Origin of the sequence: Streptomyces sp. NPDC032472, assembly GCF_040636955.1 — a bacterium.
In the GTDB taxonomy this organism is placed as follows: Bacteria; Actinomycetota; Actinomycetes; order Streptomycetales; family Streptomycetaceae; genus Streptomyces.
Window position 1 is genome coordinate 39,528 of the sequence record NZ_JBEZVK010000026.1, and the last position, 15,139, is coordinate 54,666.

The 15,139-nt window shown below is 71.8% G+C and carries 18 protein-coding genes; 11 read left to right on the forward strand and 7 right to left on the reverse strand.

All coding sequences use genetic code 11. The features are described from left to right. Positions 1–48: 48 nt before the first annotated feature. Positions 49–1,242, forward strand: coding sequence for an RtcB family protein (locus AB0F11_RS19360; protein ID WP_362174920.1), 1,194 nt, complete (start codon positions 49–51; stop codon positions 1,240–1,242). A gap of 73 nt (positions 1,243–1,315) precedes the next feature. Here the strand turns inward: AB0F11_RS19360 and AB0F11_RS19365 are convergent, their stop codons facing one another. Further along, positions 1,316–1,900: a Uma2 family endonuclease gene (locus AB0F11_RS19365; RefSeq protein WP_362174923.1), complete on the reverse strand. Its 585-nt coding sequence runs from the start codon at positions 1,898–1,900 to the stop codon at positions 1,316–1,318. Positions 1,901–2,101: 201 nt separating this feature from the next. Between AB0F11_RS19365 and AB0F11_RS19370 the strand changes: the two genes are divergently transcribed. Further along, the gene (locus tag AB0F11_RS19370; RefSeq protein WP_362174926.1) at positions 2,102–2,782 is read left to right on the forward strand and encodes a polysaccharide deacetylase family protein; all 681 of its coding nucleotides are present in this window, start codon (positions 2,102–2,104) and stop codon (positions 2,780–2,782) included. A 14-nt stretch (positions 2,783–2,796) separates the two neighbouring features. Here AB0F11_RS19370 and AB0F11_RS19375 read toward each other — a convergent pair whose 3' ends face one another. Further along, positions 2,797–3,558 carry an SDR family NAD(P)-dependent oxidoreductase gene (locus AB0F11_RS19375; RefSeq protein ID WP_361909748.1) on the reverse strand — a complete coding sequence of 254 codons (762 nt, stop codon included), beginning with the start codon at positions 3,556–3,558 and terminating at the stop codon, positions 2,797–2,799. A gap of 101 nt (positions 3,559–3,659) precedes the next feature. After that, positions 3,660–3,995, reverse strand: a complete 336-nt coding sequence (locus AB0F11_RS19380) for a YnfA family protein (RefSeq protein ID WP_362174929.1) — start codon at positions 3,993–3,995, stop codon at positions 3,660–3,662. A gap of 96 nt (positions 3,996–4,091) precedes the next feature. Between AB0F11_RS19380 and AB0F11_RS19385 the strand changes: the two genes are divergently transcribed. Beyond that, positions 4,092–4,661, forward strand: a complete 570-nt coding sequence (locus AB0F11_RS19385; protein ID WP_362174932.1) for a hypothetical protein — start codon at positions 4,092–4,094, stop codon at positions 4,659–4,661. Between the two features lie 26 nt (positions 4,662–4,687). Here AB0F11_RS19385 and AB0F11_RS19390 read toward each other — a convergent pair whose 3' ends face one another. Together AB0F11_RS19390 and AB0F11_RS19395 are read right to left on the reverse strand one after the other, a co-directional pair. Beyond that, positions 4,688–5,425: a Mut7-C RNAse domain-containing protein gene (locus tag AB0F11_RS19390; protein WP_362174934.1), complete on the reverse strand. Its 738-nt coding sequence runs from the start codon at positions 5,423–5,425 to the stop codon at positions 4,688–4,690. Positions 5,426–5,466: 41 nt separating this feature from the next. Next, on the reverse strand, positions 5,467–5,883 hold the full coding sequence (locus AB0F11_RS19395; protein WP_362174936.1) for a helix-turn-helix domain-containing protein: 417 nt from the start codon (positions 5,881–5,883) through the stop codon (positions 5,467–5,469). Positions 5,884–6,033: 150 nt separating this feature from the next. On the opposite strand from AB0F11_RS19395, the gene AB0F11_RS19400 reads away from it, so the two are divergent. After that, positions 6,034–6,933: an NADP-dependent oxidoreductase gene (locus AB0F11_RS19400; protein WP_362175094.1), complete on the forward strand. Its 900-nt coding sequence runs from the start codon at positions 6,034–6,036 to the stop codon at positions 6,931–6,933. 52 nt (positions 6,934–6,985) lie between these two features. Here AB0F11_RS19400 and AB0F11_RS19405 read toward each other — a convergent pair whose 3' ends face one another. Then, positions 6,986–7,603 (reverse strand): hypothetical protein, encoded by a 618-nt coding sequence (locus tag AB0F11_RS19405; RefSeq protein ID WP_362174938.1) that lies wholly within the window; start codon positions 7,601–7,603, stop codon positions 6,986–6,988. Between the two features lie 134 nt (positions 7,604–7,737). Between AB0F11_RS19405 and hemL the strand changes: the two genes are divergently transcribed. The 7 genes from hemL (at position 7,738) to AB0F11_RS19440 (ending at position 14,595) form a co-directional block, all read left to right on the forward strand. Continuing rightward, positions 7,738–9,072, forward strand: coding sequence for a glutamate-1-semialdehyde 2,1-aminomutase (hemL, locus tag AB0F11_RS19410; protein WP_362174940.1), 1,335 nt, complete (start codon positions 7,738–7,740; stop codon positions 9,070–9,072). After that, a complete protein-coding gene (locus tag AB0F11_RS19415; RefSeq protein WP_361909727.1) occupies positions 9,069–9,743 on the forward strand; it encodes a histidine phosphatase family protein in 675 nt (224 codons plus the stop codon). Before hemL ends, AB0F11_RS19415 begins: the two co-directional genes overlap by 4 nt. A gap of 101 nt (positions 9,744–9,844) precedes the next feature. Beyond that, positions 9,845–10,471, forward strand: a complete 627-nt coding sequence (locus tag AB0F11_RS19420; protein ID WP_362174943.1) for a TlpA disulfide reductase family protein — start codon at positions 9,845–9,847, stop codon at positions 10,469–10,471. 4 nt (positions 10,472–10,475) lie between these two features. After that, positions 10,476–11,255 carry a cytochrome c biogenesis protein CcdA gene (locus AB0F11_RS19425; protein WP_362174946.1) on the forward strand — a complete coding sequence of 260 codons (780 nt, stop codon included), beginning with the start codon at positions 10,476–10,478 and terminating at the stop codon, positions 11,253–11,255. Between the two features lie 13 nt (positions 11,256–11,268). Further along, entirely contained in the window at positions 11,269–12,975 is a 1,707-nt protein-coding gene (locus tag AB0F11_RS19430) for a cytochrome c biogenesis protein ResB (RefSeq protein WP_362174949.1), read from the forward strand. Continuing rightward, on the forward strand, positions 12,972–14,066 hold the full coding sequence (ccsB, locus tag AB0F11_RS19435; protein ID WP_362174951.1) for a c-type cytochrome biogenesis protein CcsB: 1,095 nt from the start codon (positions 12,972–12,974) through the stop codon (positions 14,064–14,066). The genes AB0F11_RS19430 and ccsB overlap by 4 nt, the downstream gene beginning before the upstream one ends. A gap of 25 nt (positions 14,067–14,091) precedes the next feature. Next, positions 14,092–14,595, forward strand: coding sequence for an SRPBCC domain-containing protein (locus AB0F11_RS19440; protein ID WP_362174953.1), 504 nt, complete (start codon positions 14,092–14,094; stop codon positions 14,593–14,595). A gap of 142 nt (positions 14,596–14,737) precedes the next feature. Here AB0F11_RS19440 and AB0F11_RS19445 read toward each other — a convergent pair whose 3' ends face one another. After that, complete coding sequence (locus AB0F11_RS19445) at positions 14,738–15,067, reverse strand: PLD nuclease N-terminal domain-containing protein (RefSeq protein WP_362174955.1); 330 nt, start codon at positions 15,065–15,067, stop codon at positions 14,738–14,740. Between the last annotated feature and the right edge of the window lie 72 nt (positions 15,068–15,139).

A 15,139-nucleotide genomic window follows, 5' to 3' on the forward strand; every position in this document is an offset into this window, starting at 1 on the left:
TTTTTGCCTATTCTGATTTTTCTGTGGGTTTCGGGGGATTAAGACCGTATGTCGTACGTAGAGGTACCGGGGGCGCGGGTCCCGATCCGGATGTGGGCCGATCCGGCGTCGGTGGAGGAGCAGGCGATGCAGCAGCTCCGCAACACCGCGACCCTCCCGTGGATCAAGGGCCTGGCCGTGATGCCGGACGTCCACTACGGCAAGGGGGCCACCGTCGGCTCGGTGATCGCGATGAAGGACGCGATCTGCCCGGCGGCGGTCGGCGTCGACATCGGCTGCGGCATGTCGGCGGTGAAGACCTCCCTCACCGCCAACGACCTCCCCGGCGACCTGTCCAAGCTCCGCTCCCGCATCGAGCAGGCGATCCCGGTGGGCATGGGGATGCACCGGGAGGCGGTGGATCCGGGGCGGCTGTACGGGTTCGGGGCGACGGGGTACGGGGACCTGTGGCAGCGGTTCGACTACCTCGCCGATGCGGTCAAATTCCGACACGAACGTGCCACGAAGCAGCTCGGAACGCTCGGAAGTGGCAACCACTTCATCGAATTCTGTTTGGACGAGTCGGGTTCGGTCTGGCTGATGCTGCACTCCGGGTCCCGGGGCATCGGCAACGAGCTCGCCTCGCACCACATCGGGGTGGCCCGGGGGCTCTCCCACAACCAGGGCCTGGTCGACCGGGACCTCGCGGTCTTCCTCGCGGCGACGCCCGAGATGGAGGCGTACCGCAACGACCTCTTCTGGGCGCAAGAGTACGCCAAGTACAACCGCAAGGTGATGATGAGCCTGTTCAAGGAGGTCGTCCGGCGGGAGTTCCGCAAGGCGAAGGTCTCCTTCGCGCAGGAGATCAACTGCCACCACAACTACGTGGCCGAGGAGCGCTACGAGGGCATGGACCTGCTGGTCACCCGCAAGGGCGCGATCCGCGCCGGCGGCGGCGAGTACGGGATCATCCCGGGCTCGATGGGCACGGGTTCGTACATCGTGAAGGGGCTCGGCAACGAGAAGTCCTTCAACTCCGCCTCGCACGGAGCGGGCCGGAAGATGAGCCGCACGGCGGCGAAGAAGCGGTTCTCGGCGCGGGACCTGGCGGAGCAGACCAGGGGCGTGGAGTGCCGCAAGGACTCGGGTGTGGTCGACGAGATCCCGGGCGCGTACAAGTCCATCGAGCAGGTCATCGACCAGCAGACCGACCTGGTCGAGGTCGTGGCCAAGCTCAAGCAGGTCATCTGCGTCAAGGGCTGAGGCCCGGGGCGCGGATTTCGGGGGAGCGGAGGAGCTCCGGACCGGTCTCGGTCCGGAGCTCCTCCGTGTGGTGTCAGTTCTCCTCGCCGTCCAGGAGAAGGTCCACCGGCAGCTCCAGGGCGACCCCGAGGTGTTCGGGGACGGGGACGGAGGTGCCGCGCTTGTAGGTCTTGCGCAGGCTGTACGTGCCGTTGCGCGGGTCGGAGCAGTGGACGACCTCGTCGTGATGGCGGTCGGCGATGATGTACACGGGCACGCCGGCCTGGGCGTAGGCCCCGACCTTGATGTGGATGTCGTCCGACCAGTTCGACGAGGTGACCTCGACGATCAGCTGGAAGACGTCGGGCGAGTAGCAGTTCATCCGGCCCTTGTAGTCGCGGAAGTCCGCGTTCACGAGTGCGAAATCCGGGATGGCGTAGTCCGCGGGGCCGGTCGGCAGCCAGATGCCGATGCCCTGGAGGTAACGCAGTCCGGCCTTCCTGGCCCCGGCCTCGTAGAACCTCTCGGTGAGCCCGCTCAACGTGAGGGCGTGCGACCCGTCGGCGGGTGGTGTCGCAGTGAGCCTTCCCTGGAGGATCTCCACTCGGTGTCCGGGAAGCTCCTTGGAGAGGCGATCGGCGGCCTCCGCGATCGTCGTCTCGTGCTGTGTCACGGCCATGGCTTCCTCCTTTTCGCGGCTCATGCTCCTGGAGCGTAGTCCCGCCCGTGCGGAAACCGCTCGGCATCACCCGTACGGACGCGACCCGCGCGCCGCCGGGGGCCGGTGCCGTCCAACTGCCCTCCTCTTGGCGGCATTTCGCGCCGCACTGTCAGTCCGGGGTATTGGCGGCGAAGGATGGTCTAGACCAAGGTTGGCGGCATGTGGAGATCCCGCGTGCTTCTCGCCGCGCTCGCGTCGTTGTCGCTTGGCCTGGGGGCCGCCGGGTCGGCGCAGGCCGGGGTCGGGTTGCCCGTCGTCGTGTCGCACGTGCCGACGCAGGAGAAGGTCGTCTTCATCACCGTCGACGACGGGTGGGTGCACGATCCGGCGGTCGCGCAGACCCTCGTCGACCGGCGGGTTCCCGTGTCGATGTTCCTGCTGCCCGGCGCGGCCTCGTACGACACCGGGTACTTCACCCGGCTCGTCGACGAGGGGCGGGCCACCGTCGAGAACCACACGGTCAACCACCCCGACCTCACCACCCTCGACGCCGCCGGGAAGGACGCCGAGATCTGCGGGGCGGGGGAGCGGCTCGCCGCCGCGTTCGGGCGGGAGCCGAAGCTGCTGCGGCCGCCGTACGGGGCGGTGGACGACGACGTGCGGCTGGCGGCGAAGGCGTGCGGGGTGAAGGCGCTGGTGACGTGGACGCACGACTTCACCACCTGGGACCGGACCCCGCCGACCCCGCAGCTGAAGCCCGGCGACATCGTGCTGCTGCACTTCACGCCGACGCTGGGCGCGGACCTGCAACGGGCCCTGGACGCGGCGAAGGCCGCGGGCCTGAAGCCCGCGGCCCTCATGCCGCACCTGAAGGCGGCCGGGATCGTCCCGCAGTCGTGACAGGGGCGGGCGGCTTACAGCTCGCGGTGGACCTTCGTGTTCGAGGCCTGGGCCCGGGGGCGGACCACGAGGAGGTCGATGTTGACGTGGCTGGGCCGGGTGACGGCCCAGGTGATGGTGTCGGCCACGTCGTCGGCGGTCAGCGGCTCGGCCACGCCCGCGTACACCTTGGCGGCCTTGTCGGTGTCGCCGCGGAAGCGGGTGGTGGCGAACTCCTCGGTCTTGACCATGCCGGGGGCGATCTCGATGACGCGGACGGGCTGGCCGACGATCTCCAGGCGGAGGGTCTCGGCCAGGACGCGGGCGCCGTTCTTGGCGGCGACGTAGCCGGCGCCGCCCTCGTACGTGGCGTGTCCGGCGGTGGAGGAGAGGACCACGACGGTGCCGTCGCCGGAGGCGGTCAGGGCGGGCAGCAGGGCCTGGGTGACGTTGAGGGTGCCGATGACGTTGACCTCGTACATCGTGCGCCAGTCGGCGGGGTCGCCGGTGGCCACCGGCTCGGCGCCGATCGCGCCGCCCGCGTTGTTGACCAGGACGTCGCAGCGGTCGAGGGAGGCCGCGAGGGCGTCGACCGCGGCCCGGTCGGTGACGTCGAGGGCGTGTGCGGCGGCGGAGTGCCCGGCGGCGGTGAGCTCGGCGGCGAGGGCCTCGATGCGGTCCTTGCGGCGGGCGGTGAGGACGACGTGGTAGCCGGCCTCCGCGAGCTGCCGGGCGGTGGCGGCGCCGATGCCGCTGCTGGCGCCGGTGACTACGGCGGTGCGGGTGGCCGTGCTCATGTGGGGGCTCCTCGTGCGGTCGTGCCGCGCGCTGGCGGGCGTGGGTGCGGGGCGTGGGTACGTGTGTGCGTACCGGCGGGTACTCGCCAGCATAGGCGGGGTCAGCGGCCGCGCGGCGCGTACATGATCACGGCCATTCCGGCGAGGCAGACGAGAGCGCCGGCGACGTCCCAGCGGTCGGGGCGGTAGCCGTCGGCGACGACGCCCCAGAGCAGGGAGCCGGCGACGAAGACACCGCCGTAGGCGGCCAGGACGCGGGCGAAGTCGCCCTGGGGCTGGAGCGTGGCCACGAAGCCGTACAGGCCGAGGGCGATCACGCCGGCGCCGATCCAGGCCCAGCCGCGGTGTTCGCGCAGGCCCTGCCAGACGAGCCAGGCGCCGCCGATCTCCAGGACGGCGGCGAGGGCGAACAGGGCGGCGGAGCGGGCGATCAGCATGCGGCGAAGGGTACGCAGGGGCCGGTTGGGGGAGGGCTTGCCCTCGTTCGTGTGATGGTCCGACCGGTCGCGGGCCGGCGCGGTTAGCGTCCGCGCGTGAAGGAGGAGGTGGTGGCGGTGCGCCGTTGCGCCGTACGAAGTGTGGTGGTGGCGGGCCTGCTGGTGCTGGGCGGCACCGCCGGGGTCCAGGGCCGGCCGGCCCTTGCACAGGAGCCGCCCGCGCAGGGGTACAGGCACGAGCCCGCGCAGGAGCCGCCCGCGCAGGAGGTCGCGCCCGGCCCAGACGAGGCCGATGTGGCCTACCACGGGCGGGTGTCCCTGGAGCGCGGGCAGCTGCGCGTGTGGCTGGTGCCGCAGAACGACGGGCCGGCCGCGCTGCCCGACGCGACGGTACGGGTGCGGCTGTCGGCCGAGCTCGCGGACCGGCAGGAGCTCTCAACGGGCTGTGTGCGGGTGGGCTCCCGCGAGGTGGTGTGCGAGACCGGGCCGCTGCCGATGCACGGGTACGGCCGGCACATCGGGCTGCTGCTGGCGCTGAAGGAGCCGGTCCCGGAGGTGGTGGTCCGGATCGACACCTGGTGGAACGGCGGGGCGTCCGACCGGAACCTGTCAAACAACCAGCACGCGGTGCTGGCACTGGACACCGGGGACAGCTACGCCTTCTGACGCTCCGACAGGGATGTCCGCCAGGCCTAGTGCCTGCCCACCGCCCCGAACTCCTCGACCGCCTCGCTGACGATGCGCTGCAGGCGGGCGTGGTGGGCGCCGCGCCAGTAGACCCGCTCGCACGCCGTGCACTGCGCGAACACGTCGTACGAGCGGTGCGTCCCGCTCTCCAGGCGGTCGCCGACGCTTTCCTTGTCGGCGTCGCGCAGCGCCCCGTTGCAGGCGGTGCAGCGGGTCCACGGGGCGAGGGCGGGTGCGAAGCGGCCCAGGACGTCGCGCAGTTGCTCGTCGGGGTTGTCGCTGTAGATGTAGGCGCCGGCGAAGATCTCCCGGCGGCGCAGCAGTCCGCGGTCGCGGGAGAGCAGGACGCGCTGCTCGTCGGCGGAGCGGGTGGCGAGGGCGGGGTCGCCGATGTCCTCGTTCTCGTACGCGGCGTCCACGCCGAGCAGGCGCAGGCGGCGGGCGAGGGTGCCGAGGTGGACGTCGAGCAGGAAGCGCAGCGGTGCGCCGTCGACGCGCTGCGGGCGCTCGACGCCGTACACCTCGACGGACTGTCCGGCGCGCGGCACGTACGAGACGGGCACCTCGCGGCCGTCGACCAGGAGTCGGCCGACCTCGGTGAGCGGGACCCCGGCCGATTCGACGACGTGGCCGAGGCTGGAGGCGCCGTCGATCGCGGTCGGCACGCGCTCGGCCCGCCTGCTGGGCGGGGCGAACAGGCGCAGTGCGGGGGCGAGGGTGAGTTGAATGCCGGGTCCGTTCACGCTGCCAGCATGCCATTGCGGGGCGTGCCGGTGCGGGGGAATTACGCGGTCCCGGCGGCTTCGTCGTAGGCGGCGCGGTGGGCGCTGACCTCGTCGAAGTGGTCCTCGGCCCACAGCTTCACCGAGTACAGCAGGGCGCCGAGGCCGGCGCCGAGCTCGGTGAGGCGGTAGTCGACGCGGACGGGGACGGTCGCGGTGACGGTGCGGGTGACGAGGCCGTCGCGTTCGAGGGAGCGCAGGGTCTGGGTCAGCATCTTCTGGCTGACGCCTGGGATCTTGCGGCCGAGGTCGCTGTAGCGCATGGAGCCGCCCTCGGCCTTGCCCAGGGCGCTGACGATCAGGCCGACCCACTTGTCGCTGATGCGGGCCAGGAGCTGGCTGGTGGGGCATTCCTTGAGGAAGGCGTCGTAGGCGTAGCGCGCCTCTTCGCGGCGGGCGGCGGCGCTGAGCGTGGCCATGGGTACCCACTTCCGGGTCGGGTACGCACTCCGAAGTACGTACTTACGGAAAGAGAGTACCTCTCCCTAAGTTAGTGCTCACAAGGAACGAGCGAACGAACGAGCGAACGAAACGGGAGACGGACCATGAGCGAGAACACCACCCCCACCATGCAGGCGATCGTCGTCGACGAGTTCGGCGGCCCCGAGCAGGTGCGCATCGTCGAGGTGCCGGTGCCGCGCCCCGGGGCCGGCCAGGTCCGGGTCCGGGTCCGGGCCGCGGGGGTCAACCCGGTGGACGGCGCGGTCCGCGTGGGCGTCTTCGGCGGCGCCGGGCAGCGGCTCGGGCTCGGCTGGGACGTGGCCGGCGAGATCGACGAGCTCGGCGAAGGGGTCACCGGCTGGTCGGTGGGCCGGCAGGTGATCGGCCTGCACTACGGCCCGGTCAAGCCGCTCGGCACGCACGCCGAGTACGCGGTCCTCGACGCCTCGGCCCTGGCCCCCGCCCCGGCCACCGCGGACACCGCGGCCGCCGCGGCGCTGCCGCTGAGCGGGCTCACCGCCGGGCGGGCGGTGCGGCTGCTGGACCTGGCGCCGGGCTCCTCGGTGCTGGTCACCGGGGCCGCGGGCATCGTCGGCGGGCTCGCGGTGCAGCTCGCGGCGCGGGCCGGGCTGGCGGTGACGGCCCTGGCCGGCGAGGGGGACGAGGAGCTCGTACGGTCGCTGGGCGCGACCGCGTTCGTCCCGCGCGGCGGGGCCCCGGCCGAGCCGGTCGACGGGGTGATCGACGCGGCGGTCCTCGGCGAGGAGGCGCTCGGCTTCGTCCGCGACGGCGGTGTCTACGTGGGCCTGCGCCCGCACGCCGGCCCGGCCGCCGAGCGCGGGATCACGGTGGTCGAGCAGGAGGTCGCCGCCGACGGCGCGCACCTGGCGGAGCTGTCGGCCCTGGTCGACGAGGGCGCCCTCACCCTGCGGGTGGCCCGCACGTTCCCCCTGGCCGACGCCGCGAAGGCCCACGCCGAACTGGCCGAACCGGGCACCCGCGGCCGCCTGGTCCTGACGACCTCCTGACACCTGCCGAGCCCCCGCCCCGCGGCGGGGGCCAGGGGGTGGCGGCCCGGGCTCAGGGCCAGACCAGGCAGTACGGCTGGTGGCCCGCCTCGTGGAGGCGGTGGCTGAAGTCCTGCCACTCGTGCAGGAGCTGGTAGACGTTGAACGCGTCCCGCGGGCCGCTGCGGTCCGGGACCGTGGACCAGATGAACGCCGCCGCGCCGACCGACTCCTCGCCGATGTCGCGCAGCGGGTCGACCACCGTCATCGGGAGCTTGACCACCGCGTAGTCCGGGTGGAGGACGACCAGCTCCAGCGGGGGCACCTTGTGCAGGGGTATGCCCTGGATGCCGGTGAGGACCATCGCGGCCATCGTCTCCGGCTTGATCTTGGTGAACATGCCGCCCATGCCGAGCTCGTCGCCGCCGAGCTCCTCCGGCCGCATCGTGACCGGCACCCGGGCCGCCGTCGCCCCGTCGGGGGCGCCGAAGTACTTGTACGTCACGCCCATGCCGCGGCCCTTGGGCAGCAGGCTCCCGGGATCCTCGTCCGTCTCGGTCTCCGGCACCGGATCGGCCGCGTCCGCGGCCCGCCGGCGGTGCCTGCCCCGGCGGCGGGCTTCGCGGGCCTCGCGGGCGCGCTGCGGGTCGAGGCCGTCCGTACCCTCGCCCGGTCCACCACCGCGTTGCATATCTCCACCCGACTGGTCTTGCCTGCCCCGGCCCCGCGGCCCCCGCCACGCAGCCTGATCATCATGGCAGTGACCTCCCCGCGGGCGGCGCGGTGAAACGCCCGTCCGCAAGTCAGTCGCGGCCTGATGAGACCATGGCTCGTGTGAGCTACCCGTACCCGTATGAAGCCAAAGTCTCGCAGACTCTCTTTGACCGTGCGTCCCTCGTGACGCCCGGCGGCGTGAACTCTCCGGTGCGCGCGTTCCGCGCCGTGGGCGGTACGCCCAGGTTCATGGTGTCCGGTACCGGTCCGTACCTGACCGATGCCGACGGCCGCGAGTACGTCGACCTGGTCTGCTCGTGGGGGCCGATGATTCTCGGCCACGCCCACCCGGCCGTGGTGGAGGCCATCCAGGCCGCCGTCGCCCGCGGCACCTCCTTCGGCACGCCCGGCGAGGGCGAGGTCGCCCTCGCCGAGGAGATCGTCGCCCGTATCGAGCCCGTCGAGCAGGTCCGCCTGGTGTCCTCCGGTACGGAGGCCACCATGTCCGCGATCCGCCTGGCGCGCGGGTTCACGGGCCGCTCCAAGGTCGTGAAGTTCGCCGGCTGCTACCACGGCCACGTGGACGCGCTCCTGGCCGCCGCCGGTTCCGGTCTGGCGACCTTCGCACTGCCGGACACCCCCGGCGTCACCGGCGCGCAGGCCGGCGACACGATCGTGCTCCCGTACAACGACCTCGAAGCGGTCCGGGCGGCCTTCGCCGCGCACCCCGGCGAGATCGCCTGCGTGATCACCGAGGCCGCGCCCGGCAACATGGGCGTCGTCACGCCCGGCGAGGGCTTCAACCAGGGGCTCGCGGACCTGTGCCGGGAGAACGGCGCCCTGTACATCTCCGACGAGGTCATGACCGGTTTCCGCACCTCGCGGGCCGGCTGGTACGGGGTCGACGGCGTCAAGCCCGACCTGATGACCTTCGGCAAGGTCATGGGCGGCGGCTTCCCGGCCGCGGCGTTCGGCGGCCGCGCCGACGTGATGGGCCACCTGGCCCCGGCCGGCCCGGTCTACCAGGCGGGCACGCTCTCCGGGAACCCCGTCGCGACCGCCGCGGGCCTGGCGCAGCTGCGCCTGCTCGACGAGGCCGCGTACGAGAAGGTCGACGCCGTGTCGGCGCAGATCCAGGGCCTGCTCACGGACGCGCTGGCCAAGGAGGGCGTCGCCCACCGGCTGCAGACCGCCTCCAACATGTTCTCGGTCTTCTTCACCGACAAGCCGGTGCGGAACTACGACGACGCGAAGACCCAGGACGCCTTCCGCTTCAACGCGTTCTTCCACTCGATGCTGTCGCAGGGCGTCTACCTTCCGCCGTCGGCCTTCGAGTCGTGGTTCGTCTCCACCGCCCACGACGAGCGGGCCGTCGAGCGGATCGCGGCCGCGCTGCCCGCCGCCGCCCGCGCCGCCGCGCAGGCCGTCCCGGAAGGTGCCGCATGAGCGACATCACCGTCGTCCACCTGATGCGCCACGGCGAGGTGCACAACCCCGACGGGGTCCTGTACGGGCGCCGCGCCGGCTACCACCTCTCCGAGCTGGGCCGCCGCATGGCGGACCGGGTCGCCGAGCACCTGCAGGACCGCGACATCACGTACGTGGTCTCCTCGCCGCTGGAGCGGGCGCAGGAGACGGCGGCGCCGGTCGCCAAGACCCACGGCCTGGACGTGGCGACCGACGCCCGGCTGCTGGAGGCGGAGAACGTCTTCGAGGGCAAGACCTTCGGCGTCGGCGACGGCGCCCTGCGCAAGCCCGGCAACTGGAAGCACCTGACGAACCCGTTCAAGCCGTCGTGGGGCGAGCCGTACGTGGAGCAGGTCGTCCGGATGATGAGCGCGATCGAGGCGGCGCGGGACGCGGCCCGCGGCCACGAGGCCGTCGCGGTCAGCCACCAGCTGCCGATCTGGATCGTGCGCAGCTTCGCGGAGAAGCGCCGGCTGTGGCACGACCCCCGGCGCCGCCAGTGCACGCTGGCCTCGCTGACCTCATTCACGTTCCAGGGCGACAAGCTGGTGTCGGTCGGCTACAGCGAGCCGGCACGGGACCTGGTCCCGGCGCACCTGCTCGCCGGGGCGAAGCCGGTCAAGGGCAAGTCGAAGGCGTTCGGCGCCTGACCGTCCCGGCCGACTCGGCCGCCCGGCAGCCTGACCAGGGGCTCAGCACACCGGACGGGGGGCGCGGAAGATCCGCAAATCGCTCATGCGAAACTTTTCACATGAGAATTGGCCGCGCCCTCCGTCGCCGCTCGACCCGCGGCGGCCGTGCCCTCCTGCTGACGGCGGCGACCGTCGGATGCGCCCTGACCCTGTCGGCGTGCGACGACGGCGGCAAGCCGTCCGGCTCCGGCGGCGGCAACTACGTGACGGGCCCCAGCGGCATCTCCACCGTCGCCAAGGGCGAGCGCACCGAGGCCCCCAAGCTCGACGGCGAGACCGTCGACGGCAAGACCCTCGACACCACCGCCCTCAAGGGCAAGGTCGTCGTCCTCAACGTGTGGGGCTCCTGGTGCCCGCCGTGCCGCGCCGAGGCCCCGAACTTCGCGAAGGTCTCCAAGGAGCTCGCCGACGCGGGCAAGGACGTGGCGTTCGTCGGGATCAACACCCGCGACAACACCAAGCAGAACGCGGCCGCGTTCGAGGAGAACTTCCAGATCTCCTACCCGAGCCTGTACGACCCGGACGGCAAGCTGATGCTCCGCTTCCCCTCGGGCACGCTGAACCCGAACGCCATCCCCTCCACGATCGTCCTCGACAAGCAGGGGAAGATCGCGGCCCGCACGCTGGCCGCGCTCGACGAGGAACACCTGCGCTCGATGATCGACCCGCTGCTCGCGGAGCAGTGACCTCGTGGTCCCCCCGCTCCTGCCCCTGGCCGCCGAGTCGGCCGGCGTGAACACCACGGTCCTCAACGGCGCCCTGCTGCTGGCCCTGCCCATCGCGGTCCTCGCCGGCCTGGTCTCGTTCTTCTCGCCGTGCGTGCTGCCGCTGGTCCCCGGCTACCTCTCGTACGTCACCGGCGTCAGCGGCGCCGACCTCGCCGAGGCCCGCCGCGGCCGGATGGTGGCCGGCGCGAGCCTGTTCATCCTCGGCTTCACCGCCGTCTTCGTCTCCACCGGCGCCCTGTTCGGCCAGTTCGGCAACGCCCTGGTGGGCAACAAGGAGATCATCTCCCGGGTCATGGGCGGCCTGGTGATCGTCCTCGGCCTGTTCTTCATGGGGGCCATACCGGGCCTGACGATGCGGGAGTTCCGCTTCCACCGCAAGCCCACGGCCGGCCTGCTCGGCGCGCCCCTGCTGGGCGTGCTCTTCGGCCTCGGCTGGACCCCCTGCATGGGCCCGACGCTCGCCGCCGTCACCACGCTCTCCCTCGACCAGGCCAGCGCCGGCCGCGGCGCACTGCTGACGGTGGCCTACTGCCTGGGCCTGGGCCTGCCCTTCATCGCCGCCGCGGTCGCCTTCCGCAAGGCGCTCGGCGCATTCGGCTGGGTCAAGCAGCACTACGCCTGGGTGATGCGCATCGGCGGCGGCATGCTGATCCTGACCGGCCTGCTCCTCGTCACAGGAATGTGGAGCACCATCATCAGCGACACGCAGAGCTGGACCCAAGGCTTCACGGTGGGGATCTGAGGACGACACGGACATGAGTACGACCGACAAGGCGCCGACCGGCGCGCCGAACCCGACCGCCGAATCCGCCGAGGCCGAAGCCGAGGCCGCGGCCGGCGCGCAGCTGTCCACCGCCCCCGCCGAGGACGCCGGCGGGCCCGTCGGCATCGGCGTGCTCGGCTGGGTCCGCTGGTTCTGGCGGCAGCTCACCTCGATGCGCGTCGCGCTGATCCTGCTCTTCCTGCTGTCCCTGGGCTCCATCCCCGGCTCCCTCATCCCGCAGACCCAGGTCGACGCGATGAAGGTGGCCCAGTGGAAGAAGGACCACTCCTTCTGGGTCCCGGTCGCCGAGAAGCTCCAGCTCTTCGACGTCTACAGCTCGGTGTGGTTCTCCGCGATCTACCTGCTGCTGTTCATCTCGCTGATCGGCTGCATCGTCCCGCGCACCTGGCAGTTCGTCGGCCAGCTCACCGGCCGCCCGCCAGGCGCCCCCCGGCGCCTGGACCGGATGCCCGCGTACACCACCTGGCGCACCGCCGCCGCCCCCGACGAGGTGCTCGCACATGCGAAGACCCTGCTGGCCGGGCGGCGCTTTCGCACCGAGGCCGGGCGCGGCTCCGTCGCCGCCGAGAAGGGCTACCTGCGCGAGGCCGGCAACCTGGTCTTCCACATCTCGCTGATCGTGCTGCTGGTGGCGTTCGCCTGGGGCCAGCTGCTGAAGTCCGAGGGCGGCAAGCTCGTCCTGCGCGGCAAGGGCTTCGCGAACACCCTCACCCAGTACGACGACTTCAAGTCGGGCAGCTTCTTCAGCTCCGAGGACCTGCCGCCGTTCTCCTTCACCCTCGACAGGTTCGACGCGACCTTCGAGCGGACCGGCCCGCAGAAGGGCACCCCGCGCGACTTCAAGGCGTACGTCACCTTCCGCGAGGGCGCCGACGGCGCCCCGCAGAAGCGCGAGATCCAGGTCAACAAGCCCCTGGAGGTCGACGGCGCGAAGGTCTACCTCCTCGGCCACGGCTACGCGCCCGTCATCTCGGTGACCGACCCCACCGGCAAGGTCGTCTACAAGGACGCCGTGCCGATGCTGCCCTTCGACGGCAACCTCAGCTCCTCCGGCGCGATCAAGGTCACCGACGGCTACCGCGACAAGGACGGCAAGAAGGAGCAGCTCGGCTTCAACGCCATGTTCGTGCCGACCTTCGCCGGCGCCGGCCAGGGCACGATGCTCTCCCAGTTCCCGGACACCGACTTCCCCGTCCTGGCGCTCAGCGCCTACCACGGCAGCCTGGGCGTCGACTCGGGCCTGCCGCAGAACGTGTACCAGCTGAACACCTCCAAGATGAAGGAGTTCAAGGACGCCGACGGGCAGCTGTTCAAGAAGCGGCTGCTGCCGGGCGAGACCATGGAGCTCCCGGACGGCGCGGGCACCGTGAAGTTCGAGGGCATCGAGCGCTGGGCCACCTTCTCGATCACCCAGCAGCCCGGCAGCGGGCTCGCGCTCGCGGGCGCGATCGCCGCCATCGGCGGTCTGGCCGCGTCGCTGTTCGTCCAGCGGCGCCGCGTCTGGGTCCGGGCGGTCGCCGGCGAGGACGGCGTGACCGTCGTCGAGATGGCGGGCCTGGGCCGCAGCGAGTCGGCGAAGGTGCCCGAGGAGCTGTCGGTACTCGCCGCCACGCTGCACCAGCAGGCGCCCACCGCGCCTGATCCTGTCGAAGAATCCCCCGAAGGAGAGCGCGGATGACGCCGCTCGCAGCCGCGGCCAACGAGAACCTGGCCCAGATCAGCAACTACCTGGTCTATTCGTCGATGGCGGTCTACACGCTCGCCTTCTTCGCGCACATCGCCGAGTGGACCTTCGGCAGCCGCAGCAAGGTCGCCCGCACCGCCGCCGCGCTGACCGGCGCCGCCTCCGGGGCCGGCGCCGCGGCGGGTCCCGCCGTACAGGTGCGCACCAAGGGCGGCGGCACCGCCGTCCTCGACAAGCCGAAGGTCGTCACCCGCTCCGCGGCCGGCACCCGCGACGTCCCGGACGGTCCCGGCGCCGCCGGCGGCACCGTCCAGGGCGACCTGTACGGGCGGATCGCGGTCTCGCTGACCACGCTGGCCTTCCTCATCGAGGCGGGCTCGGTCGTCACCCGGGCGCTGTCCGTCGAGCGTGCCCCCTGGGGCAACATGTACGAGTTCTCGCTCACCTTCTCCACGGTGGCCGTCGGCGCGTACCTCGTGCTGCTGGCGCTGAAGAAGAACGTCCGCTGGCTCGGCCTGCTCCTGGTCACCACCGTCCTGCTGGACCTCGGCATCGCCGTCACCTGGCTCTACACCGACAGCGACCAGCTGGTCCCGGCGCTGCACTCGTACTGGCTGTGGATCCACGTCTCCACGGCCATCTTCTGCGGCGCCGTCTTCTACATCGGTGCCGCGGGCGCGGTCCTCTACCTCTTCCGGGACTCCTACGAGAGCCAGCTCGAGGCCGGCCGCACGCCGGGGAAGTTCCGCAGCTCGGTCCTGGAGCGGCTGCCCTCGGCGGCCTCCCTCGACAAGTTCTCGTACCGCATCAACGCGGCCGTCTTCCCGCTGTGGACCTTCACGATCATCGCGGGCGCGATCTGGGCGGGCGACGCCTGGGGCCGCTACTGGGGCTGGGACCCCAAGGAGGTCTGGTCCTTCGTGACGTGGGTGGCGTACGCCTGCTACCTGCACGCCCGCGCGACCGCCGGCTGGAAGGGCCGCAAGGCCGCCTACCTGGCCCTCTTTGCCTTCGCCTGCTGGATCTGGAACTACTACGGCGTGAACATCCTGCTCAGCGGCAAGCACTCGTACGCGGGCGTCTGAGCCGCAGGAGTGGCACGCTGGTGGCATGCCTCCTGTGAGTCATGCCACCAGCGAGAGCCGGGGCGAGGACCGCTGGATCCTGCGCTTCGAGGTGCACCTGCCCTGCGCGTACGAGGCCCTGTGGCCGGCCCTGACCACGGCCGAGGGGCTGCGTGGCTGGCTGGCCGCGGCGGACGTCCTCCAGCGGCGGCTCGGCGGGGCCGTCACCCTGCGCTGGCTCAACACCGGCACCACCGTCACCGGCCGGATCACCGCCTGGGACGTCGAACGCATCGCCGAGTACACGGTGACCGAGCACGGCCGCATCCGCTTCCACCTGGAGCCCGTCGGCACCGACTCCACCGTGATCCGCTTCCTCAACGAGCGCTCCGGCAGCCACGAGGACCGGCTCGACTCCCTGGCCGGCTGGCACCACCACTTCGAGCTGCTGGAAGGCGCCCTCCAGGGCCACCCGGCGGACTGGACCCACTGGACCGACGCCCGCTGGGCGGAGCTGCGCGCGTCCTACGCGGCGTTCTCCCACCGGTAGAGCGGCGGCGGCCCCTGCCGCTCGCCATGCCGCACCCGGCCGACGGGCCTGACCTGGAACAGGACGTACGTCCACGGCGCGCGATCCGCGAAGACCCTGCCGTTCACGCTCAAGGGCAAGGCCGGGACCTGACCGGCTCAGGTCATGACGACCGGTCGTCCTTGTCGCCGCCGTCCCTGCGGTCCTTGTCGTCGCGGTCCCGGTCCTCGCCGAGGGACCGCAGGAACTCCGGGTTGTCGTCGGGCGCCACCCACTGCGTCCGGCGCGCCCTGCCCCCGCCGCCGCCCACCGCGGACCGCTGCCGCCCGGCGAACAGCCACACCACGGGGCCGACGATCGAGAAGAGCAGGATGATCAGCACCCACACCACCTTCGGGAGGTGCTTGACCTCCTCCTCGGGGGTGTTCAGGCAGTCGATGAAGGCGTAGATGGTCAGCGCGATGATCAGCAGGAACGGCAGATAGCGCAGCACGGTGTGGGACCGACTCCCCGGCAGTGGCGGGGGACCCGCGTGGGGCCCCGGTGACACCCACAGGTTAGTCGG